Below are 22,297 nucleotides of genomic sequence, written 5' to 3'. Positions count from 1 at the left end.
AAAGTGTGAGCTGATCCACAAAAAACCCGCTTCGGCGGGTTTTTTTGTCCCTCAAAATAGACGCCCCGTTTCAAATGACCCGCATTGACTAAGGTACAAGCATCGCAAGGGAGCGTGCAGATGACCGCTGTGGTATTACCGGCTGTACCGCGTGTGCTGATTGCCGAGGCCGATCCCTGGTCTCGCGACCTGCTCAAGCATGTGTTGTTGAATGTGCGTTGCGACGCACGGCTGGACCTGTGCGCCGATGGCCAGGAAGCGTTGCGCCTGCTGGCGGACAATCCTTACGACCTGGTGATCGTCGATTGGGAGTTGCCGGGCATCGATGGCCTGAATGTCTTGCGCAATGTGCGCCAACGCAAACGCAATCCGCCGTTGCCCTTCATTCTGATGAGCAGTCGCAACGACAGCGCCAGCGTGCGTGAAGCACTGCCCCTGGCGCCCGCGGCGTACCTGACCAAACCCCTGAACATGGAAAGCCTGACCCATCGCCTGCAGGATTTGCTGGTGAATGCTGGGGAGGAGGTGGCCTGTGAAGTGCCGACGCTGGCGCCAGGCATGACCTTGTCGGCGTATCTGGAGCGTCGTCGTGAACTGGCGGAAGGCGCGGCGCTGATGACCGACGTGCAGGTGGCGATCAATCGCAGCCTCAATCCCGGCGGCCTGGACCTCGTGCGTCTGGAAGGCGAAATCCGTACCGACCCACAGATCACCGCCGTGCTGATCGCCGCAGCCAACAGCGCGGCGCAGCACCTTGGCGATCCGGTCCAGACCTTGGGCCAGGCGTTGCACCGCTTGGGCACCGCGCAAAGCATGAACCTGATTCTGGGGCTGGCGCTCAAACGCAGCGCCCGGCTCAGTGATCCGTTGCTGGCCGACTATGCCGAGCGTTATTGGGAGCTGTCGCTGCACACCGCTGAATACGCCCGCACGCTGGCGCGCTTGCTGGATCTGGATCAGGAGCGCTGTTACTGCGCGGGCATATTGCACTGCCTCGGCGATCTCGCGCTGTTGATGTGTTTGCAGGAGTGGAAGCAGGCCGGCGGTGAGTTGGATGAGTGGGAGGAGATCGGAGATGCTCTGGCCGAGTTCGGCGCAGCGTACGGTTCGGCCTTGCGCACGCGCTGGCGTCTGCCGCTGGAGTTGCGAGAGCTGATTGCAGCGGTCTACCAGCTCGGTGGCGGGGTTTACTCCCGCGAAGCCTTGGTGATGAACATGGCGGCGCAATTGGCGCGTCTGACTGAGCATGAGGGCATCGAGGCGTTGGCCAAGAGCCGGACGGCGCGGTTGCTCAAGATCGGGCTGCCGGAGCTGATGCGCTTGCGCAAAAAATAAGCACTGCACATAACCCTGTGGGAGCGAGCTTGTTCGCGATGAGGGCGTCACATCCAACATTGGTGTTGGCTGATAGTCCGCTATCGCGAGCAAGCTCGCTCCCACATTGGTTTTGTGTTTCGCCTGAGGTTGGAATCAGCCGGAGATGATGCGGTTCTTGCCCTGGCGCTTGGCTTCATACATCGCGGCGTCCGCGCGGGCGTAAAGAGCGTCGAGGCTTTGGTCTTCTGCGGTCAGGCTGGTCAGGCCCTGGCTGACAGTGATGCCGAACGTCTGGTCGTCCTGACTGAAGCTCAACTGCTGAATCATCCGTTGCAAGCGTTCGGCCACTTGCATGGCCATGTCGGGTGCGCAGCCTGGGAAGACAGCGGCGAACTCTTCGCCACCGATCCGCCCGAACAGATCGCCCCGGCGCAATGCGGCGCGGCCACTCTCGGCGATGCGTTGCAGCACGTTGTCGCCGGTTTGATGGCCGTAGGTGTCGTTCACTGCTTTGAAATCATCGATGTCGAGCAGCAGGAACGCCATCGGCGCGCCTTGCTTGCACGCTTGCGCAAACTCGCGCTGAGCGCATTCGAAGAAGTGGCGTCGGTTGCTGCTTTGAGTCAGTACATCGGTGGTGGCCAGTCGCTGCAATTCCGCCTCCATGCGTTTCTTTTCGGTGATGTCCTCGGCGATGCCGACGATGATCACCGGTTGGCCCGGTTCGGCCTGGCGATTGATGAAGCACTTGTCGCTGATCCAGCGCACCTGGCCGTCGGCGGCGATGATGCGGTACTCGCGGTCTTCAACGGCCCCTTTCTCCAGTACTTCGGCCAGGCTGCGCTCGGCGTACTCCAGATCATCGGGGTAAATACTGTCGCGCCATTGGTTGTAATCGGACAGCAACAGTCCGGCTGAACGGCCGAAAAGGCGCTCATAGGCCGGGCTGACATAGAGCACCTGGCGGGTTTCCCAATTGAAGGCCCAAAGCACCGCGTTGACGCTCACCAGCAATGAGCTGAACAGCTGTTCGCGCTCGCTCAGACGGGCGACTTCGCCCTGGGCATGCATCAGCGCCATCAAGGTTTGAGCGGTGTCGGGCGATTGTGTGAGCGATGAGTCGTGCAGGTTTTTAGGGACCATTGGGACAAATCTCAAAGGGCATGGGCCGCTCGAGGTTCGAACGCGGCGACAACGAAGCCCGCCGGGGGTGGCGAAGTGTCTTTGAGATAGGAGATTTGGAACGAAGTTCCTGAGGGTGCGCCCGCGAACGGGGCGCACCGATCAACGGCGTCAGGCAGCGGCTGGGCGCAGGGAGTAGGTTTTCAACTGGTCGGCGAAGTCGCGCAGGGACTGAATCCCGCTGGCTTCAGCTTCGTGTACCCAGTCCTTTATGGCGGCCAGCATGTCGTGACCATTTGAGCTGGTCTTGACCCAGATCTGCTGCAAGGCCAGGCGTTTCTCGTAAATTACCTTCAGCGCCTGACTGTGCTCGAGCATGGTCTGGATGCGCACGTGGTGTTTTTCATCCAGCAGGCTGGTTTCCCGCGAAAGCAGGCGCTTGGCGCGGTGGAACTGGTGACGGACCGAGTGATCGACCTTCTCCAGTTCTTGCTTGACCAGCGGCGCGATAACCAGTTTGCGGTACTGGGCCATGATCTGGAAACGGTTGTTGAGGATGGCCATGGCGGTGTCCATGTCCAGGCTGCCTTTACCTTCCACGCGGTGGGCAATCGGCGCAACCCTCTGGACCTTGGCCAGACGGAAGAAGCTGAAGACCTGGATCCAGGCCCAGCCGAGGTCGAATTCCCACTTCTTCACCGACAGTTTTGCCGAATTAGGATAGGTGTGATGATTGTTATGCAGTTCTTCGCCGCCGATCAGGATGCCCCATGGCACCAGATTGGTCGCCGCGTCGCGGCATTCGAAGTTGCGGTAGCCGATGGCATGACCCAGACCGTTGACCACACCGGCGGCCCACACCGGGATCCACATCATCTGGATCGCCCAGATGGTGATGCCGATGGTGCCGAACAGCATGAGGTCGATGACCGCCATGATCCCCACGCCCAGCAGCGGGTAGCGGCTGTAAAGGTTGCGTTCGATCCAGTCTTCGGGGCAGTTCTTGCCGTAGATGCGCAGGGTCTCCGGGTTTTCCGCTTCGGCGCGGTACAGCTCGGCACCTTTGCGCAGAACGGTGGACAGGCCCTTGATGACCGGGCTGTGCGGGTCATCGACAGTTTCGCATTTGGCGTGATGCTTGCGGTGGATAGCCGTCCACTCGCGGGTATTCTGCGCCGTGGTCAACCACAGCCAGAAGCGGAAGAAATGTTTCAGGCCAGCATTGAGCTCGAGCGAGCGATGGGCTGAATAACGATGCAGATAGACCGTGACGCCGACAATCGTGACATGGGTCATCAGCAGGGTGACTGCCACCAGTGACCAGGGCGACAAGCCGAGAAAACCTTCGTACCACATAGGCTATAGGGCCCTCGATAAAGAAAAAAACAGCCGTTGCATTATCACTAAGCCCACAGATAAAACCAGTCGCCCTTTCAGATAAGAGTGGCTGGATGTTTCTTTGACCTATAATTCCAACCATTTGGTAGGGACATGGACAGTCGAATGTCTGCCACATATCGCGATGCCTTGCGTGCAGCGCTGCTTTACCTGGTGCTTTCCGTCGTCTGGCTCCAGTTTAGCGGCCATCTATTGAACAGTTTCTTCGATAACTCCACCGAGTTACTACGATGGCAACTGATCAACGGTTACCTCTGGGTGGCGTTCAGTGCCGGCCTGATCTTCATTGCCCGAGCGCGTTTGTTCCGGTGCCTGGGGATCGGCGCCAAATTGCGCGAGCGCTTGCGTCAGGCGGCCGCGGTGTTCGATTGCACCCGCGAAGGCGTACTCGTCACTGACAGCAAAGGCCTGATCGTCCACGTGAACCGGGCGTTCATGGAAATTACCGGTTATCAGCGCGAAGAAGTGCTGGGCCAGCGCCCGAACATGTTCAAGTCCGGTCATCATCCGCCAGCGTTCTACCAAGAGATGTTTGCCACCCTGGACTGCACCGGTGAGTGGAGCGGGGAAATCTGGAACCGTCGCAAAAGCGGCGAGATCTACCCGCAATGGCAGACCATCCGCATCGTTCGCGACGAGCAGCGCCAGCTCAGCCAATACGTTGCGGTGTTTTCAGACATCAGTGCGATCAAGAATTCCGAGCATGAACTCAAGCACCTGGCTCACCACGATCCGCTGACCACGCTGCCGAACCGTCTGCTTTTCACTGACCGTGTCGAGCAGGCGCTGGCGTCGGCGCAACTGCACAAACGCGGCTGCGCGTTGCTCCTGATCGATCTGGATCACTTCAAGATGATCAACGATGGCCTTGGGCACACGATCGGTGACCAATTGCTCAAGGCTGTGGCCGAGCGCTTGAAAGCCCTGCTCGACCCGGGCATTACCCTGGCACGCCTGGGCGGGGACGAGTTCGCCGTGCTCGCCGAGAGTTGTCCGCAACTGGTGCACGCCGGTTCGCTGGCCCAACGAATCATCGATGACCTGCGTGAACCGCTTCATATCGAGGGTCATCGGCTCTTTATCAACGCCAGTATTGGCATCAGCCTGTTTCCCAGTGATGCCTTGAGCGCCGAGCAGCTATTGCGCAACGCCGATTCGGCTCTGTTCAAGGCCAAGAGCGCGGGCCGCGATGGCTATGCGCTGTACACCGAAGAATTGACCGCGCATGCCCAGCAGCGAGTGGAAATCGGTTTCGAGCTGCGCCGCGCCCTGGAGCAGCAAGAGCTGCGGGTTTACTACCAGCCCGTGCACGACCTCAAGTCCAGTCGCCTGATCGGCGTCGAGGCACTGGTTCGCTGGCAACATCCGCAGCGCGGGCTGGTGTCGCCGGCAGAGTTCATCCCCATTGCCGAGCGCACCGGACTGATTGCCGCGATCAATGCCTGGGTCATGCGTCAGGCCTGTGAGCAGATGTGCCGCTGGCAAGCCGCGGGAGTGGCGTTGTCATTCGTCGCGGTGAATGTCTCGTCCCGTTTGTTTGCCCGTCGTGAGTTGTATCAACAGGTGGCCCAGGTGTTGCGCGAGACCGGGCTGGATCCCGCGTATCTGGAGCTGGAAGTCACCGAAAGTGCGGTGATGGATGATCCTGAAGTGGCCTTGGAGCAGATGCATCGCTTGCGCGAGTTGGGGGTGCGGTTAGCCATCGATGACTTCGGTACGGGCTATTCGTCATTGCTGCGACTCAAACGTTTGCCGGTGCAGAAGCTAAAGATCGATCAGGGTTTTGTCGCCGGGTTGCCGGGGGATGAGGATGACGCGGCAATCGTGCAGGTGATTATCGCACTGGCGCGAAGCATGGGGATGCAAGTGCATGCCGAGGGGATCGAGCAGGTCGAGCAGGCGCGCTTCCTGCTCGAACAGGATTGCAATCTGGGGCAGGGCTACTGGTTCGGGCGTCCGGTGCCGGACGAACAACTGAATTGGGCTCACGCGCCAGAAATTCGCTGAGCCGGAAAAAGATCGCAGCCTCGTTTCACTCGACAGCTCCTACATGGGATACGCATCTCTATGTAGGAGCTGTCGAGTGAAACGAGGCTGCGATCTTTTGCTTCTCAAGCCGCCAATCGTTCCCAAGCCCTTGTCCTGTCAGATAATCGTTTTTGGTTATATAAACATTCTTAAATAGTCTTTTTAAGAATATCAGCGCATCTCTACTATTGCTCTCACGCCGCAAGCAGTGGCCTCACTGCCAGGCAATCTCTCAGTTGAAGGAGCAGCACCATGAGCGCATCCCTACGTAGCGTTGACGGTCAAGACGAAGCCACCATCTTGCGTGAGATCCAGAGTGCACTGCGCGATCTGCGCTTTGGCGCCGTGGAAATTACCGTGCACAACGCACAGGTAGTGCAGATCGAACGCAAAGAGAAATTCCGGTTGCAGAACCCGAGCAACAAGCCGAGCTAAACCCGCCGGCAACCCGATTCCAGCACTCCATAAAAAAAGCCAACACAATCAGAATTCCCAGGAGCTTTCACCATGTCGTCGATTCGTCAATTCGCTTTGGCCGCCTTGGCCAGTGCCCTTTTTGCTGGTTCCGCGGTTGCCAAGGATTACGAATTGCTCAACGTGTCGTATGACCCGACTCGTGAGCTGTATCAGGATTACAACGCCGAATTCGTCAAGTTCTGGCAGAAAGATCACGCTGGCGACACGGTGAAAATCCAGCAATCCCACGGTGGCTCGGGCAAGCAAGGCCGGGCTGTGATCGACGGTCTGCGCGCCGACGTAGTGACGCTGGCCCTGGCCGGTGACATCGACGAAATCGCCAAGCTCGGCAAGACCCTGCCGGTCGACTGGCAGAAGCGTCTTCCCGAGGCGAGCACGCCTTACACCTCCACCATCGTGTTCCTGGTGCGCAAGGGCAACCCTAAAGGCATCAAGGACTGGGGCGATCTGGTCAAGAACGACGTGTCGGTCATCACCCCGAATCCGAAAACCTCGGGCGGTGCGCGCTGGAACTTCCTCGCAGCCTGGGCCTATGGCCTGAAAGCCAACGGCGGTAACGAAGCCAAAGCCAAGGAATACGTACAAACCCTGTTCAAGCACGTGCCTGTGCTGGACACCGGTGCTCGCGGTTCGACCATCACCTTCGTCAACAACGGCCAGGGCGACGTGTTGCTGGCCTGGGAAAACGAAGCGTTTCTGGCGTTGAAAGAAGACGGTGGCGCCGACAAATTCGAAATCGTTGTGCCTTCGCTGTCGATCCTGGCCGAGCCGCCGGTCGCCTTGGTCGATAAAAACGCCGAGAAAAAAGGCAACACCGAAATCGCCGAAGCGTACCTCAAGCACCTGTACAGCCCGGCAGGTCAGGAAATTGCGGCGAAAAACTTCTATCGTCCACGTGACAAAGAAGTGGCCGCCAAGTACAGCAAGCAGTTCCCGACACTCGACCTGGTGACCATCGACAAGGACTTTGGCGGGTGGAAAACCGCGCAGCCGAAATTCTTCAATGACGGTGGCGTTTTCGACCAGATTTATCAGGCGCAGTAACCTGAAATAAGCCATCAACGAGCCCCGATTCAAGCGTCGGGGCTTTGCGCGTTCTCAACCAAGGACTTTTATGTCGCGTCGTATCTCCCCCGTCATACCCGGCTTCGGGCTGACGCTGGGCTACACCTTGGTGTACCTCAGCCTGATTGTGCTCATTCCACTGGCGGCGATGTTCGTGCATGCCGCTCAACTCACCTGGGAACAGTTCTGGGCGATTATCTCGGCGCCACGGGTGCTGGCGGCGTTGAAGCTGAGCTTCGGTACCGCGCTCTATGCCGCGATCATCAACGGCATCATCGGCACGCTGCTGGCGTGGGTGCTGGTGCGCTATACCTTCCCCGGTCGTAAAGTCATCGACGCAATGATCGACTTGCCCTTCGCATTGCCCACTGCCGTGGCTGGTATCGCGCTGACCGCGCTGTACACCCCTACCGGTTTGGTGGGTCAGTTTGCAGCGGACTTGGGTTTCAAGATTGCGTATACCCCCCTCGGCATCACCCTTGCCCTCACTTTTGTGACGCTTCCATTCGTAGTACGTACCGTACAGCCGGTATTGGCCGATATCCCCCGGGAAGTGGAAGAAGCGGCCGCCTGCCTGGGTGCAAAACCGTTGCAGGTGTTCCGCCATATCCTGGTGCCGGCACTGCTTCCGGCCTGGCTCACCGGTTTCGCGTTGGCCTTTGCCCGAGGGGTCGGCGAGTACGGTTCGGTGATTTTCATCGCCGGCAACATGCCGATGAAAACCGAGATCCTGCCGCTGCTGATCATGGTCAAGCTCGACCAGTACGATTACACCGGCGCCACCTCCATTGGTGTACTGATGCTGGTGGTTTCCTTCGTCCTGTTGCTGCTGATCAACTTGCTGCAACGCCGTATCGAAACCCCATAAGGAGGCGCGAAAAATGTCCCAATCGTCTATTGCGGCTGCTTCCTCGGCCAATGCAGCCCGCCGCGGCAGTGCCACTTCGCGGCGAATCCTGATCGGCCTTGGCTGGCTGATTTTTGCGCTGTTTCTGCTGTTGCCGCTGTTCATCGTGGTGTCCCAGGGCCTGAAGCTTGGCCTGGGCGCGTTTTTCACCGCGATCTTTGAGCCGGATGCTTTGTCGGCCCTGAAACTCACGGTGATCGCCGTGCTGATTTCGGTGCCGCTGAACCTGGTGTTCGGCGTCAGCGCGGCATGGTGCGTGAGCAAATACTCGTTCCGTGGCAAAAGCATGCTGGTAACGCTGATCGACCTGCCGTTCTCGGTCTCGCCGGTCATTGCCGGTCTGGTCTACGTGCTGATGTTCGGCGCCCAGGGCCTGTTCGGTCCGTGGTTGCAGGATCACGACATCCAGATCGTCTTCGCCTTGCCGGGCATCGTGCTGGCGACGATTTTTGTCACCGTGCCATTCGTGGCCCGCGAGCTGATCCCGTTGATGCAGGAACAAGGCACGCAGGAAGAAGAGGCCGCGCGCCTGCTGGGTGCCAATGGCTGGCAGATGTTCTGGCACGTCACCGTTCCCAATATCAAATGGGGCCTGATCTACGGCGTGGTGCTGTGTACTGCGCGGGCGATGGGTGAGTTCGGTGCGGTGTCGGTGGTTTCCGGGCACATTCGCGGGGTGACCAACACCCTGCCGCTGCACGTCGAGATCCTCTACAACGAATACAACCACGTGGCCGCGTTCGCTGTGGCGAGCCTGTTGCTGATCCTGGCGCTCTTCATCCTGCTGCTCAAGCAGTGGAGCGAAAACCGTATTAACCGCCTGCGCGCCAGCGCCGCGGAGGAATAATTCATGTCGATCGAAGTGCGTAACGTCAGCAAGAATTTCAACGCGTTCAAGGCGCTGGACAACATCAGCCTGGACATTCAAAGCGGCGAGCTCGTGGCGCTGCTCGGCCCGTCCGGTTGCGGCAAGACCACCCTGCTGCGGATCATCGCCGGCCTGGAAACGCCGGATCAGGGCAGCATCGTGTTCCATGGCGAAGACGTTTCCGGCCATGACGTGCGTGATCGCAACGTCGGCTTCGTGTTCCAGCACTACGCGTTGTTCCGCCACATGACGGTGTTCGACAACGTCGCATTCGGCCTGCGCATGAAACCGAAAAACCAGCGCCCGAGCGAAAGCCAGATTGCGGTGAAGGTTCATGAACTGCTCAACATGGTGCAGCTCGATTGGCTGTCGGATCGTTACCCGGAACAACTCTCCGGCGGTCAGCGCCAGCGTATTGCCTTGGCGCGTGCCTTGGCGGTGGAACCGAAAGTCCTGCTGCTCGACGAGCCCTTTGGTGCGCTCGATGCCAAGGTTCGCAAGGAGCTGCGTCGCTGGCTGGCGCGGTTGCACGAAGACATCAACCTGACGTCGGTATTCGTGACCCATGACCAGGAAGAAGCCATGGAAGTGGCCGACCGGATCGTGGTGATGAACAAAGGCGTGATCGAACAGATTGGCTCACCGGGCGACGTCTACGAAAACCCGGCCAGCGATTTCGTTTATCACTTCCTGGGTGACTCGAACCGGCTGCATCTGGGTGAAGACAACCACGTACTGTTCCGCCCGCACGAAGTGTCGCTGTCGCGTCATGAGCTGGAGGATCACCATGCGGCCGAAGTGCGTGATATCCGTCCGTTGGGCGCGACGACGCGGGTGACGTTGAAAGTCGAAGGCCAGAGCGAACTGATCGAAGCTGAAGTGGTGAAGGACCACGACAGCCTGATCGGTCTGGCGAAGGGCGAGACGCTGTTCTTCAAGCCCAAGGTCTGGCAAAAACTCGCCAATATTTAACTCAGCCCCAGCCCAGCTGATCGTTCCCACGCTCTGCGTGGGAATGCCTCAAGGGACGCTCTGCGTCCAGTGACGCAGAGCGTCACGGTATGCATTCCCACGCAGAGCGTGGGAACGATCAAGCATTGCGATCTACGCCGCTGCGTTTTTCTGACGCAAACGCACCCCACCCACTCGCGCCTCGATCTGCTCTTTCAGATCCCGACGCAATCCCAGCAAAAACGCCAACTCGACCACCACGAACAACGGCCCGACGATCAACCCCGTCACGTCATCGACGAACGCCGGTTTGCGCCCTTCATAGTGGTGACCGACAAACTGGATCGCCCAGCCCACCACAAACATCCCGATGCCGCTCGCCAGCCACACCAGCGTGCTTTGCTGCGCAAGAACCTGTCCCGCCCAAACGCACAGGCCGAGCAATACGGTCATCAACACCCCGAGTCGCACCTCCAGGCGCAGGTAAAACCAGGCTGACGCCAACGTCACCAGCACCGCTGGCGAAAGCCAGCCCCCGGCCCATTGCGGACGGGACAGCAACACCGCCACCGCCACCACGATCAGCGGGATGCCGATAAAGTGGCTGGCGATATTGCGCGGGTCGCGATGGTACGCGGCGTATTGACTGAGATGGTCAACGAGGCTTTTCATTGTTATTCCTCCTGTAGGGTGATTGATCATGCCCCGTGTTCTGTTCTCGCTCTGTCAGGCAGGCGACAATCTTTAGGAGATTCCATGGATATGCAGGCTTGGCGTTCGCGCCTGATGACGGGGCAGTGGTTCAGTCATCTACCTGTTCCCTTACAGGATAGTTTGCTGGCAGCGGCCAGGGTTCGGCGCCTGGCGACGGGGCAACTGCTGTTCAAACGCGGCGATCCGCCCTGCGGGTTGTATGCGGTGCTCGAAGGTGCCGTGCGCATCGGTGCCGTCAGCGAGCAGGGCAAGGAAGCGCTGCTGAGCCTGGTGGAGCCGCCGCACTGGTTTGGCGAAATCTGTCTGTTCGACAACCAGCCACGCACCCACGATGCCTTCGCCGTTGGCCAATGCACCCTGTTGCACATCCCGCAGGCGGTCTTGCTCAAGTTGCTCGACGAACAACCGGTGTACTGGCGGCAATTGGCCTTGCTGATGAGCCACAAACTGCGCCTGACCTTCATCAACCTCGAACAGCTGAGCCTGATGCCTGCCCCGACCCGGCTGGCGCATCGTTTGCTGATGATCGCTGGAGGGTACGGCGAAATCGATCCGCCACGCCGCGTGCTGCAATTGCCGCAGGAGCAGTTGGCGTCGATGTTGTCTCTGTCGCGCCAGACCACCAACCAGATCCTCAAGGACTTGCAGGGGCAGGGGATTATCGGTTTGGGCTATGGCGAAATCGAGATTCTGGACCCTGAGCGTTTGCGGGCCTTGGTCACAATCTAGCGGCAACACATGATCCCTGTGGGATGATTGAAGTTTGTAATGGGCAATCGGCCAGAACGCGCCTAGCCTGTGCTCCTGAATAATCGAGGTGTGCCATGCGTGTCCTGTTAGTGGAAGACAAACCCGAAATGGCCAAACGCCTGGCCGACGGCCTGAGCGAGGCGAGTTATACGGTCGACGTCGCGCTTAACGGCATGGACGGCCGGCGTTTGATCGAGACCGGCAAATACGAACTGATCATCCTCGATGTGATGCTGCCGGGGCTTAATGGCTGGCAGCTGCAGCAACAGATCCGCAAGCTCGGCGAAACGCCGGTGCTGTTCCTGACCACCAAGGACGGCATCGAGGATCGCCTGCGCGGGTTGGAATTGCATGAGGATGATTACCTGCTTAAGCCGTTTGCCGTGAGTGAGCTGGTGGCGCGGGTGCGCAAGTTGTTGCGGCGGGATCGGGGCCGGTAGGTTCTTGGCTCTGGTTAAAAAATGAGCTGGACATACCCGTTGATCTGCACTAAATACAATGCATATTCACATTCCGTGAAAAATTGCACGGCATACAATGCAGGTTGAGCGATGGAAAACCTTGGCATACTCATTCGGTCTTTACGCAAAGAGCGAAAGCTTTCGCAACAGGAATTGGCGAAACAGTACGGTATGAGCCGTTCCACGATTTCAGGCATCGAGAACAACACCATTTCCGAAATCGGTTTGCGCAAGGTTGAGGCGATCCTCAGTGGTTTCGGGTATGAGCTCACCGCCGTGCCCCGTCAGTCGAAGCGTCCAACGCTGGACTCTCTGAAGAAGGCCAACTTCCATGGCTGAACCGCAGGAAAGGGAAAGGCTGCACATCAGTGTTTCCGGAATGGCAGTCGGCACCCTCGGTCGTGGTCAGCCTCGCGGCGATTCGGTTTTTACCTACGCCGAAAACGCGCAGGAGGAAAACGCGGTCTCGTTGACCATGCCGGTGCGACTTGAGAGTTATACGTGGGACCAAGGCATACACCCGATTTTTGAAATGAACCTGCCGGAAGGCGCTCTGCGCGATGAGTTGGTTCGTCGTTTCAGTAAAGCAGTCAGGGGCTTCGATGATTTCGCGATGCTGGCGATTGTCGGCCCATATCAGCTTGGTCGAGTAGGCATTGCGAACGCGCAAGATTCGAATGACCGCCCCCCGGAAACCAGTCTTGCGGATCTTCTGGTGCATGACGGTGCACAGGGTTTGTTCGATGATCTGCTACACACCTATGGCCAGTATTCGGGTGTGTCAGGTGTACAGCCGAAAGTACTTGTCCGGGACAATGCGACAACTGTCGACCGGTTGACCCATCGAGGCGCGACGCACCTGGTCAAATCGTTTCGTCCGGAGGAATACCCCGAACTCGCGGCCAACGAATATTTCTGCATGCGGGCCGCGCTGCATTGCGGACTTGAAGTGCCGAAATTTGAGCTCAGCGAGCACGGCAAATTTCTGGTCGTCGAACGTTTCGATCTGAATGACAAAGGTTATCTGGGCTTCGAGGATTTCTGTGTCCTCAATGCCTGGCCGTCGAAGGCCAAGTACGATGGGTCGTACGAAGGTGCTGCGAAGCAAATCAAGGAATTCGTGTCCCCGCCGTTGCTTAACCAGGCGCTTGAATCTTTTTTCAAGATCGTCGCACTCTCGTCCGGTTTGAAGAATGGCGACGCGCACCTCAAGAACTTCGGCGTGCTGTACGAGCATTGCGCTCTTGATGCGCAGATCAGCCTCGCTCCGGCCTACGACATCGTCACGACGTCGGTTTACATCAAGTCCGACAGCATGGCATTGCTGTTAGGTGGGTCTAAGGCATGGCCCAAGTACAAAATGCTGATGCGATTTGGTCGTTCGGCCTGCAACCTGACGGAAGGGCGGTGCAATGAACTGTTGCAACAGGTTGCTCATGGGATGGATGTGGCGATGGGCGAAATGACTGATTACATCAAGGCACATCGTGCCTTTGCCGAGGTTGGTGAAGCGATGCTGGAACAGTGGACATCAGGTATTGAGCGTAGCCTCGTCAAAACCTGATCACCGCAACCCATCCCGAAACTGCCCCGGCGTCATCCCGGTCCAGCGCTTGAATGCGCGATTGAAGCTGCTGGTATCGGCGAATCCCAGTAAATAACTGATCTCACTCAACGAGCATTGCGGGTCGCGCAGGTGCAGCAGCGCCAGGTTTTCGCGACTCTCGTTGAGCAGCGTGTCGAAGCGACAACCTTCATCGGCCAGGTGCCGTTGCAGGCTGCGCAAACTCAGGTGCAAGGCCTGGGCGATGCGTTCGGCCGAGGGTTCGCCTTCGGGCAATTGCTCTTCTATGGCGTCGCGGACTTTGCGTTCCCATGTCAGTGGTTTGAGTTGCGCCAGGGTGCGCTTGAGCACCGCTTCATTGTGTTCGGCCAGTTCAGGGTTGGCGTCATCCAGGTGACTCTCGAAGTCCACGAGGGAGAACTCCAGTCGGTCCTCATCAGCGGCGAAATACACCGGTGAGCGGAACACTTTGTGCCATTGATGCGGATCGGCAGGTTCGGGGCGGCGCAGGTAAACCGCCAGTGGTGCGTATTCGCGACCCAGGCGATTGCGGCAGGTACGCACGTAGATGGCCGTGAAGGCGTCGATGGCTTCGAACGCGGGGGCCGGGTTGCCGACCGGGATTTTCAGGCGGAAGCGGTAGCGATCCTCGGCGCGGGTCAGCTCGAGCTCCAATGCATCGCTGACCACTTGGTGATAACGCACGATGCGTTCGAACACTTCCCGCAGACTGCCGCTGGCCACCAGCGCATAGCCGAGTGCGTGAAACGTCGTCGGGCTGACGAAGCGCGACACCCGCAGACCAATCGCCGGGTCGCCGCTAACCTGCACGGCGATTTCCCACAGGCGCGTGGTGCCGGACAACGGGTAACGGGCGTTCGGGTCGTCCATCAATTGCGGGTCGAGCCCCGCCTGGTGGCACAGGGCAGTGCTGTCGAGGCCCAGCGCATCGAGTTGCTTGCGCAGGGCGCGGGTCCAGCTGGCGAGGGAGGTCGGTTCAGTCATGCTGATTGGCGCTTCCGGTCAACAGGTTGGCGTTCACGGCTACCACCTTGCGAGGGTTCACAAGGCAGGATGCGAACATCAATAACCAGAGGATGGAAGCATGGACCGTACTTCTGCAAGTCCCCAACGACTGAATGCAGCCCAACGATCAGCGCATATTCGCGAAGTGGTGCTGGCCAGAGGGGTCGAACTGCGCAAGCGCTACCCGATTCTCAACCATCAGGACGCCTTGGGCGCCGGCATTCTGGCCTTCGCGCTGGTCGCAATGATTGGCTCGGCGGCGCTCTACATCACCGGGCATATGGCTTGGTGGGCGTGCCTGTTGCTCAACGCGTTTTTCGCCTCGCTTACCCACGAGCTGGAACACGACCTGATTCATAGCATGTACTTTCGCAAGCAACGCGTGCCGCACAACCTGATGATGGGCCTGGTGTGGCTGGCACGGCCGAGCACGATCAATCCGTGGATTCGCCGCCATCTTCACCTCAATCATCACAAGGTTTCCGGCACCGAAACCGACATGGAAGAACGCGCGATCACCAACGGCGAGCCGTGGGGGTTTGCGCGACTGCTGATGGTGGGCGACAACGTGATGTCTGCGTTTATTCGCATGCTTCGGGCCAAAACCTGGGCGCATAAATTCAGCATCATCAAGCGCACGTTGAAGGTCTATGCGCCGCTGGCGCTGGTGCATTGGGGGGCGTGGTATCTGTTTCTCGGTTTCCATGCGGCCAATGGCATCGCCCATTTGTTGGGCGCACCGATTGACTGGTCGGCGACCACGCTGTCAGTGATGCAGGTGATCGATATCGCGGCGGTGGTGATCATCGGACCGAACGTATTGCGCACGTTCTGCCTGCATTTCGTCAGCTCGAACATGCATTACTACGGTGATGTTGAGCCAGGCAATGTGATCCAGCAAACCCAGGTGTTGAACCCCTGGTGGATGTGGCCATTGCAGGCATTTTGCTTCAACTTCGGCAGCAGCCACGGGATTCATCATTTTGTGGTGAAGGAGCCGTTTTACATCCGCCAGATGACCGTGCCGGTGGCCCATAAGGTGATGCGCGAGATGGGGGTGCGGTTCAATGATTTCGGGACGTTTGCGCGGGCGAACCGATTTGTGCACAAGGATGCAACAGAACCCCGGCAGGTGCGTGCTGCTCAGGTCTGAGCAATATCTGCGGAAACTCAAAGGCGACGGCGTCCGTCATCAAATTGACCCAAAGCGCCGCTAAGTTGTGACGCAAGCAGCGATGGTTCGGCGCCTGTTGAGGGTGATTGGTATATGCGATTAAGGCCTAATAAAGTAATTAAATATTCCTTTATTGGATAACTGATTTCGCCAATCATGGACCTCAGGGCTGTTGAACAGCGCTCACACATTTTGAGTTTCCGGGGCCGTCTCCTTGGCAGGGTGCGGCCCCTTTTTTTATTCCAGGAAAACACCAACCCTTACGGGAGTGCTCCTGTTATTCGATATAGGTCTTAATAAATAGCTTCTTATTCCTTAACGAATATAACTCTCCTCCCTATACTCGACCAGGAACAGACACGCAGCAGGAGAGTTCCCCCATGCGCAACGAATCAATTCGCTACCTGATTGTGCCGGGCTGGCAAGGATCGCCGGAAGATCATTGGCAAAGCCATTGGCAGAACAGCCTGCCGAACAGCGCGCGAGTGGAGCAAGCCGATTGGCTGACGCCTCGACGCGAAGACTGGGTCGCCGCGCTGGCCGAGGCGATTGCGGCTGACAGCACGCCAGTGATCTTGATCGCTCATAGTCTGGGTTGCATTACGGTCGCCCATTGGGCCGCCACTGCGCCGCTGCACTCTTTGCGTCAGGTGCGCGGAGCCCTGCTGGTTGCGCCAGCGGATGTCGAGCGTCCGGCCTGCTCACCGGCTCTGCGTAACTTTGCGCCGATTCCGAACCACCTGCTGCCCTTCCCGAGCCAGGTCGTCAGCTCCGATAACGACAGCGCCGTGAGCGCGGCCCGAGCCCTTGAGCTTGCCCGCAACTGGGGCGCCGAGGCGGGGATTTTGTCCGGTGCCGGTCACATCAATGTGAAGTCCGGCCACCAGCGTTGGGAGCAGGGGTTTGCTTATCTCTATCGCCTGCAAAACCGAATGGAACACCACGCCCTGCGACGTGCTTAAACTTTTTTATTGTTAAACGCCCCCCCGTCTCCCGGCGGTTTCGGGCGGGAGTCTGCCATGAGTTTTGAAACCTTCGGCCAGCCATTGCTGACCTTTCCCGACGCCGAAAAAAGCCCGCTGAGCATCCGCGCCAAGGCACTGGTTTTTGTCGACCCACGCTCCCGTCAGTTGCGCCAGGAACTGGAACAGCTGGCACCGCGCTCGATCTCGGTATTGATCCGTGGCGAAACCGGCAGTGGTAAAGAATTGCTCGCGCGGCACATCCATCGCGCCAGTGATCGTGGCGGTCTATTTGTCTCGGTGAATTGCGGCGCGATCAGCCCGACCTATGCCGATGCTGAACTGTTTGGTTACGCCGCCGGCAGTTACACCGGTTCGGCCAGCAGTCGCGCAGGCTGGTTCGGCTCGGCCAATGGTGGAACCTTGTACCTGGATGAGATCGGCGACCTGCCGTTGCCGATCCAGATCAAGTTGCTTGCGGCGCTGGAAAACCACGAGGTGACGCGCGTTGGCGCTCATCAGCCGAGCCCGGTCGACGTGCGTCTTGTGGCCGCCACCAGCATTGACCTGGCGCAAGCAGTGGCCGCCGGAAAATTTCATGAGCGGCTTTATCACTACCTCAGCGAAGGACAGCTCGAACTACCGGCGCTGCGTGATCGGGTCGGCGATATTCTTTCGTTGTCGGAATATTTCCTCGGCATCTACAGCCAGCGCCTTGACCTGCCGGTGCCGCTGATCAGCGAAGCGGCGCAGCTTGTGCTGGAGCGACACAGTTGGCCGGGCAACACCCGGGAGCTGGAAAACGTCATTCACTTTGCGCTGCTGGTCAGCACCGGCGACGAGATTTTGCCGGAGCATTTGAATCTGCCAGAGGCGCCTGTCTCGTTGCTGCAGATCGAGCAGCAAGTGGCTCATACCGTTAAAAACGGCACGGCTACCGAGCGTTCGGCATTGAAGAGTTTGCTGAATAGCCTGGCGCAAACGCTGTAACGGCCTGTGTGAACAAAATGGAATATGAAAGTGAATAAAAGATATTGTTCGGGAATAAAAAATCCCGGTATTGTCCGCTTCACGCCAGCGATAGCACTTCACTGGCACTCGTACTAAACAAGCCGTCGTCGATGACGACCGTGATTTTCGATAAGGACACTGCATGAAAAAGGTTCTGTTGTTCACCGCACTGGCGGCTGCCCTGACCGCGGGCCTGGCCCAGGCTGGCGAGAAACTGGTGGTTGCGGCGACCCCCGTTCCACACGCCGAAATTCTGGAACTGATCAAGCCAACCCTCGCCAAAGAAGGCGTAGACCTGGAAATCAAAGTGTTCACCGACTACGTTCAACCGAACGTACAGGTCGATCAGAAGCGTCTGGACGCCAACTACTTCCAGACCCTGCCGTACCTGAAAAGCTTCAACGAAGGCAAAGGCACTAACCTGGTAACCGTGATCGGCGTCCACGTCGAACCGTTCGGTGGCTACTCGAAGAAAGTCAAAACCCTGGCTGAGCTGAAGGACGGCGCGACCATTGCCATCCCGAACGAAGGCAGCAACAGCGGCCGTGCCCTGATTCTGCTGCAGAAGGCTGGCCTGATCGAGTTGAAAGACCCGAAAAACGCCTTGGCTACCCCGAAAGACATCGCCAAGAACCCGCACAACTTCAAGTTCAAGGAACTGGAATCGGCCATGCTGCCGCGCGTTCTGGACCAGGTTGACCTGGACATGATCAACACCAACTACGCGCTGGAAGCAGGTCTGAACCCGGCTAAAGATGCGCTGGTGATCGAAGGTGCCGATTCGCCTTACGTGAACTTCCTGGTGGCTCGTCCGGACAACAAGGACAGCGTTGCCATCCAGAAACTGGCCAAAGCCTTGACCAGCCCGGAAGTGAAAGCCTTCATCGAGAAGAAGTACAGCGGCGCGGTACTGCCGGCGTTCTGATTCGACGCAGCATCAAACCCCTTCAAGGTTTCGAACGCCGGCGGCTGGTAAAGCGTCGGCGTTTTTTATTGCGCCAGAAGAGCAAAAGATCGCAGCCTCGTTTCACTCGACAGCTCCTACATTGGAATGCGTATCCGTTTTAGGAGCTGTCGAGTGAAACGAGGCTGCGATCTTTTGTTTTGAGGTTTCTTCAGGCCACCCTGGCCTTCAACGCCCTGCGCAACGCCACCAATAACTTCACGATTTCCTGCGGATCCAGCCGCTGCGGCACTTTTACGTCTGCCATTTTCTCTTCCTTGTGATAGTTCGGCCGGGGGAGTCTGGCCAAAAGCTGTGCGTCCTTGGAGAGGCTTTTTTAAAAAAAGATCCTTCCTACAGCGCAAAGGAAAATAGTCGTCTTCCCCAACCTCGGCAAATCCGCAGGATAGTTTTTTGCGTGATATCAATATGCTTTAACGGTATTTAAATTCTTATTTTTATACCTTTAAAGTCGGTGCCTGCCGGGGCGTTATCCACGCCCCATGGACTGCACCACCGTCGCTTACCCCGCGACGTCCAGGATGTTCAATGAACTTCGATTACGCTTTTATCCTCAGCACCCTGCCGGCGTTTCTCAGCGCCGTGGGCGTGACGCTGCAGGTCGGCTTTATCGCCATCGGCACTTCGCTGCTGGTGGCCCTGATCAATGCAACAATTCTGGTGTTCCGCACGCCCTACTTGCAGCGGCTGGTTGGGCTCCATGTAGAGCTGGCGCGCAACACACCGCTGCTCATTCAACTTTTCTTCGTCTACTTCGCTTTGCCTACGCTGGGTATCAAGGTCTCGGGCTTTGCGGCGGCGATCATCACCATGACTTTCCTCGGTGGCGCTTACCTCACCGAGGTGCTGCGTGCTGGCGTGGACGCCGTGCCTCAGGCACAGCTCGAATCCGGTCGCTCTATCGGCCTCTCACACGGACAATTGCTGCGCTACGTGATCCTGCCGCAAGCCGGAATACTTAGCTTGCCGTCGCTGTTTGCCAATTTCATTTTCCTGCTCAAGGAGACCACCGTGGTCTCGGCCGTGGCGGTGCCAGAGATTCTCTACACCACCAAAAGCTACATCGCGCTTTATTACAAAACCTACGAAATGCTTGCTGTGTTGACACTGATTTGCGTGCTGCTGTTTTTGCCGCTGTCGCTGCTGCTCAGCCGCCTGGAAAGGAGGCTCCAGCATGGCCAGTTCGGGTCTTGAGTTGCTCTGGGTGTCGTTGCCGCAACTGGGCAAGGGCGCGGCGCAAACCCTGTCGATCTCGTTCCTGAGCATCGCCATCAGCACCGTCGGCGGTGTGCTCTACGGCGTGTTGCGCACGCTGAATTCGAAATCGCTGAACGCGATCCTGCGGGTCTACCTGGAATTGTTCCGGGCGATTCCGGTGCTGGTGTGGTTGTACCTGCTGTTTTTTGGCCTGCCGATTTTTTTCGGCCTGAGCATTCCTGGCTTTTGGTGCGCGGTGTTGGTGTTGTCGTTGTGGGGCGCCAGCGAGGTGGGCGAAGTGGTGCGCGGCGCATTGCATTCGTTGCCACGCGGGCAGCGTGAGGCAGGGTTGTCGATTGGCCTCAACGGCCCGCAACTCTACGGCTACGTGCTGCTGCCCCAGGCGCTGAAGCGCATGACGCCGCCAACCATCAACGTCTACACGCGGATCATCAAGACCAGTTCCCTGGCCGTGCTGATCGGTGTGGTGGACGTGATCAAGGTCGGCCAGCAAATCATCGAACGCACCTACGAATCAGTGCTGATCTACGGCGCACTGTTCCTGTTTTTCTTTTTCATCTGCTACCCGCTGTCAGCCGCCTCGCGCGTGTTGGAGCGGCGCTGGACGCAAGCATGAGCGCACTGATCGAGTTCAAGGGTTTCAACAAGTTTTTCGGCGAGCAGCAGGTGCTCGATGGCATCGACCTGAAAGTGAATCCGGGCGAAGTCATCGTTATTCTCGGCCCCAGCGGCTGCGGAAAAAGCACCTTGTTGCGTTGCCTTAACGGTCTTGAAGTCGCCCACAGCGGCAGCTTGAATTTTGCCGGCCGCGAGTTGCTGGACAAGGGCACCGACTGGCGTGAAGTGCGACAACAGATCGGCATGGTGTTCCAGAGTTATCACTTGTTCCCGCACATGAGCGTGCTCGATAACTTGCTGCTAGGTCCGGTCAAAGTGCAGAAGCGCGACCGCCGTGAAGCGCGCGACCAGGCTGAAGCCCTGCTGGCGCGTGTGGGCCTGCTGGATAAGCGCGACGCCTTCCCGCGTCAGCTCTCCGGTGGACAGCAGCAACGCATCGCCATCGTCCGTTCGCTGTGCATGAACCCCAAAGTCATGCTCTTCGACGAAGTCACCGCCGCCCTCGACCCGGAAATGGTCAAGGAAGTGCTGGAAGTCATTCAAGGTCTGGCCCGCGAGGGCATGACCCTGCTGATCGTCACCCACGAAATGGCGTTTGCACGCGCCGTGGCTGACCGGATTGTGTTCATGGATGCCGGGCGAATCCTCGAACAAAACCCTCCCGAGATTTTCTTTACGAACCCGCAAACCGCACGAGCGCAGCAGTTCCTGGAGAAGTTCTCCTACGTCGCCGCACTACCCAAAACGACTCAAACAAAGGAACTGGAACTGCTATGAAAACTGCCAAGACTTCACTGCTGCTACTCCCGCTGCTCGGCCTCGCGTTGCTGGCCGGTTGCAACAAAACCGAAGCGCCTGCCAAACCTGCGACCACCAGCGCCAGCTATCTGGAAAAAATCAAGGCGCGGGACAAGCTGATCGTCGGGGTCTTCACTGACAAGCCGCCGTTCGGGTTCGTCAATGAGGCCGGGCGTTATGTGGGGTTCGATACCGACATCGGCCGTCAATTCGCCAAGGACCTGCTGGGCGATGAGAACAAAGTCGAGTTCGTCGCGGTGGAACCTGCCAGCCGGATTCCATTCCTGCAAAGCGACAAGGTCGATCTGATCCTGGCCAACATGACGGTCACCCCGGAGCGCAAGGAAGCCGTGGAGTTCACCAACCCGAACCTCAAGGTGGCGGTGCAGGCGTTGGTGCCTGAGTCGAGTTCGGTGAAAAACCTCGACGACCTGGCGACTCGCACCACCATCGTGACCACAGGCACCACGGCGGATATCTGGCTGACCAAGAACCACCCGGACTGGAAGCTGCTGAAGTTCGAAAAGAACTCTGAGTCGCTGCAAGCTTTGGCCAATGGTCGTGGTGATGCCTATGCGCAGGACAATCTGGTGCTGTTCAGCTGGGCCAAGCAGAACCCGGGCTACCGCGTTCTGAGCCAGACGCTGGGGGCTGAAGCACCGATTGCGCCAGCGGTGAAGAAGGGCAATATCGAACTGCGTGACTGGGTGAATACCGAGTTGGCGAAGCTGGGCGAAGAGAAGTATCTGCTCAAGCTGTATGACCAATACGTGCGCAAAGAGCTGAGCGATGACACCAAGCCTGAAAGCGTGATTGTCGAGGGTGGGAAGTGGCAGGGGTGATGCATTGACCTTTGCGGCGCTCTCTCGGTCGTCATCGCGGGCAAGCCCGCTCCCACAGTAGA

Annotated in this window: 23 protein-coding genes; 19 read left to right on the top strand and 4 right to left on the bottom strand. The window is 58.4% G+C overall.

The annotated features are described in order from the left end of the window. The first annotated feature begins 120 nt into the window (after positions 1–120). Positions 121–1,335 carry a response regulator gene (locus BLQ41_RS03845; RefSeq protein WP_090177100.1) on the top strand — a complete coding sequence of 405 codons (1,215 nt, stop codon included), beginning with the start codon at positions 121–123 and terminating at the stop codon, positions 1,333–1,335. 135 nt (positions 1,336–1,470) lie between these two features. Here the strand turns inward: BLQ41_RS03845 and BLQ41_RS03840 are convergent, their stop codons facing one another. Beyond that, positions 1,471–2,460 (bottom strand): GGDEF domain-containing protein, encoded by a 990-nt coding sequence (locus tag BLQ41_RS03840; protein WP_090177097.1) that lies wholly within the window; start codon positions 2,458–2,460, stop codon positions 1,471–1,473. A 150-nt stretch (positions 2,461–2,610) separates the two neighbouring features. Further along, entirely contained in the window at positions 2,611–3,795 is a 1,185-nt protein-coding gene (gene desA / locus BLQ41_RS03835) for a delta-9 fatty acid desaturase DesA (RefSeq protein WP_090177094.1), read from the bottom strand. Positions 3,796–3,942: 147 nt separating this feature from the next. Here desA and dibA point away from each other — a divergent pair, with 147 nt between their 5' ends. From dibA to BLQ41_RS03805, 6 genes are all read left to right on the top strand, one after another. Next, entirely contained in the window at positions 3,943–5,844 is a 1,902-nt protein-coding gene (gene dibA / locus BLQ41_RS03830) for a phosphodiesterase DibA (protein ID WP_090177091.1), read from the top strand. A gap of 273 nt (positions 5,845–6,117) precedes the next feature. After that, a complete protein-coding gene (oscA, locus tag BLQ41_RS03825) occupies positions 6,118–6,300 on the top strand; it encodes a sulfur starvation response protein OscA (RefSeq protein WP_007945260.1) in 183 nt (60 codons plus the stop codon). Between the two features lie 72 nt (positions 6,301–6,372). Further along, positions 6,373–7,386, top strand: coding sequence for a sulfate ABC transporter substrate-binding protein (locus BLQ41_RS03820; protein ID WP_090177088.1), 1,014 nt, complete (start codon positions 6,373–6,375; stop codon positions 7,384–7,386). Between the two features lie 70 nt (positions 7,387–7,456). After that, on the top strand, positions 7,457–8,275 hold the full coding sequence (gene cysT / locus BLQ41_RS03815) for a sulfate ABC transporter permease subunit CysT (protein ID WP_008068641.1): 819 nt from the start codon (positions 7,457–7,459) through the stop codon (positions 8,273–8,275). 13 nt (positions 8,276–8,288) lie between these two features. After that, entirely contained in the window at positions 8,289–9,161 is an 873-nt protein-coding gene (gene cysW, locus BLQ41_RS03810) for a sulfate ABC transporter permease subunit CysW (protein ID WP_046031356.1), read from the top strand. 3 nt (positions 9,162–9,164) lie between these two features. After that, positions 9,165–10,154, top strand: coding sequence for a sulfate/molybdate ABC transporter ATP-binding protein (locus BLQ41_RS03805; protein ID WP_090177086.1), 990 nt, complete (start codon positions 9,165–9,167; stop codon positions 10,152–10,154). A gap of 132 nt (positions 10,155–10,286) precedes the next feature. Here BLQ41_RS03805 and BLQ41_RS03800 read toward each other — a convergent pair whose 3' ends face one another. Beyond that, on the bottom strand, positions 10,287–10,805 hold the full coding sequence (locus BLQ41_RS03800) for an Mpo1 family 2-hydroxy fatty acid dioxygenase (protein ID WP_090177083.1): 519 nt from the start codon (positions 10,803–10,805) through the stop codon (positions 10,287–10,289). 84 nt (positions 10,806–10,889) lie between these two features. Between BLQ41_RS03800 and BLQ41_RS03795 the strand changes: the two genes are divergently transcribed. From BLQ41_RS03795 to BLQ41_RS03780, 4 genes are all read left to right on the top strand, one after another. Beyond that, positions 10,890–11,576: a Crp/Fnr family transcriptional regulator gene (locus tag BLQ41_RS03795; protein ID WP_090177080.1), complete on the top strand. Its 687-nt coding sequence runs from the start codon at positions 10,890–10,892 to the stop codon at positions 11,574–11,576. 95 nt (positions 11,577–11,671) lie between these two features. Next, complete coding sequence (locus BLQ41_RS03790) at positions 11,672–12,037, top strand: response regulator (protein ID WP_090177078.1); 366 nt, start codon at positions 11,672–11,674, stop codon at positions 12,035–12,037. 111 nt (positions 12,038–12,148) lie between these two features. After that, positions 12,149–12,397 carry a helix-turn-helix domain-containing protein gene (locus BLQ41_RS03785; RefSeq protein ID WP_090177075.1) on the top strand — a complete coding sequence of 83 codons (249 nt, stop codon included), beginning with the start codon at positions 12,149–12,151 and terminating at the stop codon, positions 12,395–12,397. After that, entirely contained in the window at positions 12,390–13,622 is a 1,233-nt protein-coding gene (locus BLQ41_RS03780; RefSeq protein ID WP_090177073.1) for a type II toxin-antitoxin system HipA family toxin, read from the top strand. The genes BLQ41_RS03785 and BLQ41_RS03780 overlap by 8 nt, the downstream gene beginning before the upstream one ends. Here the strand turns inward: BLQ41_RS03780 and BLQ41_RS03775 are convergent, their stop codons facing one another. Beyond that, positions 13,623–14,627, bottom strand: coding sequence for an AraC family transcriptional regulator (locus tag BLQ41_RS03775; RefSeq protein WP_090177070.1), 1,005 nt, complete (start codon positions 14,625–14,627; stop codon positions 13,623–13,625). It abuts the gene before it with no gap. A 100-nt stretch (positions 14,628–14,727) separates the two neighbouring features. Between BLQ41_RS03775 and BLQ41_RS03770 the strand changes: the two genes are divergently transcribed. The 8 genes from BLQ41_RS03770 (at position 14,728) to BLQ41_RS03735 (ending at position 22,235) form a co-directional block, all read left to right on the top strand. After that, positions 14,728–15,801 carry a fatty acid desaturase gene (locus BLQ41_RS03770; RefSeq protein WP_090177069.1) on the top strand — a complete coding sequence of 358 codons (1,074 nt, stop codon included), beginning with the start codon at positions 14,728–14,730 and terminating at the stop codon, positions 15,799–15,801. A 401-nt stretch (positions 15,802–16,202) separates the two neighbouring features. Further along, the gene (locus BLQ41_RS03765; RefSeq protein ID WP_090177066.1) at positions 16,203–16,784 is read left to right on the top strand and encodes an alpha/beta hydrolase; all 582 of its coding nucleotides are present in this window, start codon (positions 16,203–16,205) and stop codon (positions 16,782–16,784) included. A gap of 57 nt (positions 16,785–16,841) precedes the next feature. Beyond that, positions 16,842–17,774 carry a sigma 54-interacting transcriptional regulator gene (locus BLQ41_RS03760; RefSeq protein ID WP_090177063.1) on the top strand — a complete coding sequence of 311 codons (933 nt, stop codon included), beginning with the start codon at positions 16,842–16,844 and terminating at the stop codon, positions 17,772–17,774. Between the two features lie 163 nt (positions 17,775–17,937). Beyond that, positions 17,938–18,720, top strand: a complete 783-nt coding sequence (locus BLQ41_RS03755) for a MetQ/NlpA family ABC transporter substrate-binding protein (protein WP_010464830.1) — start codon at positions 17,938–17,940, stop codon at positions 18,718–18,720. A 567-nt stretch (positions 18,721–19,287) separates the two neighbouring features. Continuing rightward, complete coding sequence (locus BLQ41_RS03750; RefSeq protein ID WP_090177060.1) at positions 19,288–19,953, top strand: amino acid ABC transporter permease; 666 nt, start codon at positions 19,288–19,290, stop codon at positions 19,951–19,953. Further along, positions 19,934–20,593, top strand: coding sequence for an amino acid ABC transporter permease (locus BLQ41_RS03745; protein WP_090177057.1), 660 nt, complete (start codon positions 19,934–19,936; stop codon positions 20,591–20,593). Before BLQ41_RS03750 ends, BLQ41_RS03745 begins: the two co-directional genes overlap by 20 nt. Next, positions 20,590–21,372, top strand: coding sequence for an amino acid ABC transporter ATP-binding protein (locus tag BLQ41_RS03740; RefSeq protein ID WP_090177054.1), 783 nt, complete (start codon positions 20,590–20,592; stop codon positions 21,370–21,372). Before BLQ41_RS03745 ends, BLQ41_RS03740 begins: the two co-directional genes overlap by 4 nt. Next, positions 21,369–22,235: a transporter substrate-binding domain-containing protein gene (locus BLQ41_RS03735; protein WP_090177051.1), complete on the top strand. Its 867-nt coding sequence runs from the start codon at positions 21,369–21,371 to the stop codon at positions 22,233–22,235. Before BLQ41_RS03740 ends, BLQ41_RS03735 begins: the two co-directional genes overlap by 4 nt. Positions 22,236–22,297 lie beyond the last annotated feature (62 nt).

It is taken from the genome of Pseudomonas arsenicoxydans (assembly GCF_900103875.1).
In the GTDB taxonomy this organism is placed as follows: Bacteria; Pseudomonadota; Gammaproteobacteria; order Pseudomonadales; family Pseudomonadaceae; genus Aquipseudomonas; species Aquipseudomonas arsenicoxydans.
This window is presented reverse-complemented; position numbering and strand designations above follow the sequence as displayed.

Bases quoted from the DNA above. Each gene is read 5' to 3' on its own strand.
- BLQ41_RS03845 (WP_090177100.1), top strand. From the start codon at position 121: ATGACCGCTGTGGTATTACCGGCTGTACCGCGTGTGCTGATTGCCGAG.
- BLQ41_RS03840 (WP_090177097.1), bottom strand. From the start codon at position 2,460: ATGGTCCCTAAAAACCTGCACGACTCATCGCTCACACAATCGCCCGAC.
- desA (WP_090177094.1), bottom strand. From the start codon at position 3,795: ATGTGGTACGAAGGTTTTCTCGGCTTGTCGCCCTGGTCACTGGTGGCA.
- dibA (WP_090177091.1), top strand. From the start codon at position 3,943: ATGTCTGCCACATATCGCGATGCCTTGCGTGCAGCGCTGCTTTACCTG.
- oscA (WP_007945260.1), top strand. From the start codon at position 6,118: ATGAGCGCATCCCTACGTAGCGTTGACGGTCAAGACGAAGCCACCATC.
- BLQ41_RS03820 (WP_090177088.1), top strand. From the start codon at position 6,373: ATGTCGTCGATTCGTCAATTCGCTTTGGCCGCCTTGGCCAGTGCCCTT.
- cysT (WP_008068641.1), top strand. From the start codon at position 7,457: ATGTCGCGTCGTATCTCCCCCGTCATACCCGGCTTCGGGCTGACGCTG.
- cysW (WP_046031356.1), top strand. From the start codon at position 8,289: ATGTCCCAATCGTCTATTGCGGCTGCTTCCTCGGCCAATGCAGCCCGC.
- BLQ41_RS03805 (WP_090177086.1), top strand. From the start codon at position 9,165: ATGTCGATCGAAGTGCGTAACGTCAGCAAGAATTTCAACGCGTTCAAG.
- BLQ41_RS03800 (WP_090177083.1), bottom strand. From the start codon at position 10,805: ATGAAAAGCCTCGTTGACCATCTCAGTCAATACGCCGCGTACCATCGC.
- BLQ41_RS03795 (WP_090177080.1), top strand. From the start codon at position 10,890: ATGGATATGCAGGCTTGGCGTTCGCGCCTGATGACGGGGCAGTGGTTC.
- BLQ41_RS03790 (WP_090177078.1), top strand. From the start codon at position 11,672: ATGCGTGTCCTGTTAGTGGAAGACAAACCCGAAATGGCCAAACGCCTG.
- BLQ41_RS03785 (WP_090177075.1), top strand. From the start codon at position 12,149: ATGGAAAACCTTGGCATACTCATTCGGTCTTTACGCAAAGAGCGAAAG.
- BLQ41_RS03780 (WP_090177073.1), top strand. From the start codon at position 12,390: ATGGCTGAACCGCAGGAAAGGGAAAGGCTGCACATCAGTGTTTCCGGA.
- BLQ41_RS03775 (WP_090177070.1), bottom strand. From the start codon at position 14,627: ATGACTGAACCGACCTCCCTCGCCAGCTGGACCCGCGCCCTGCGCAAG.
- BLQ41_RS03770 (WP_090177069.1), top strand. From the start codon at position 14,728: ATGGACCGTACTTCTGCAAGTCCCCAACGACTGAATGCAGCCCAACGA.
- BLQ41_RS03765 (WP_090177066.1), top strand. From the start codon at position 16,203: ATGCGCAACGAATCAATTCGCTACCTGATTGTGCCGGGCTGGCAAGGA.
- BLQ41_RS03760 (WP_090177063.1), top strand. From the start codon at position 16,842: ATGAGTTTTGAAACCTTCGGCCAGCCATTGCTGACCTTTCCCGACGCC.
- BLQ41_RS03755 (WP_010464830.1), top strand. From the start codon at position 17,938: ATGAAAAAGGTTCTGTTGTTCACCGCACTGGCGGCTGCCCTGACCGCG.
- BLQ41_RS03750 (WP_090177060.1), top strand. From the start codon at position 19,288: ATGAACTTCGATTACGCTTTTATCCTCAGCACCCTGCCGGCGTTTCTC.
- BLQ41_RS03745 (WP_090177057.1), top strand. From the start codon at position 19,934: ATGGCCAGTTCGGGTCTTGAGTTGCTCTGGGTGTCGTTGCCGCAACTG.
- BLQ41_RS03740 (WP_090177054.1), top strand. From the start codon at position 20,590: ATGAGCGCACTGATCGAGTTCAAGGGTTTCAACAAGTTTTTCGGCGAG.
- BLQ41_RS03735 (WP_090177051.1), top strand. From the start codon at position 21,369: ATGAAAACTGCCAAGACTTCACTGCTGCTACTCCCGCTGCTCGGCCTC.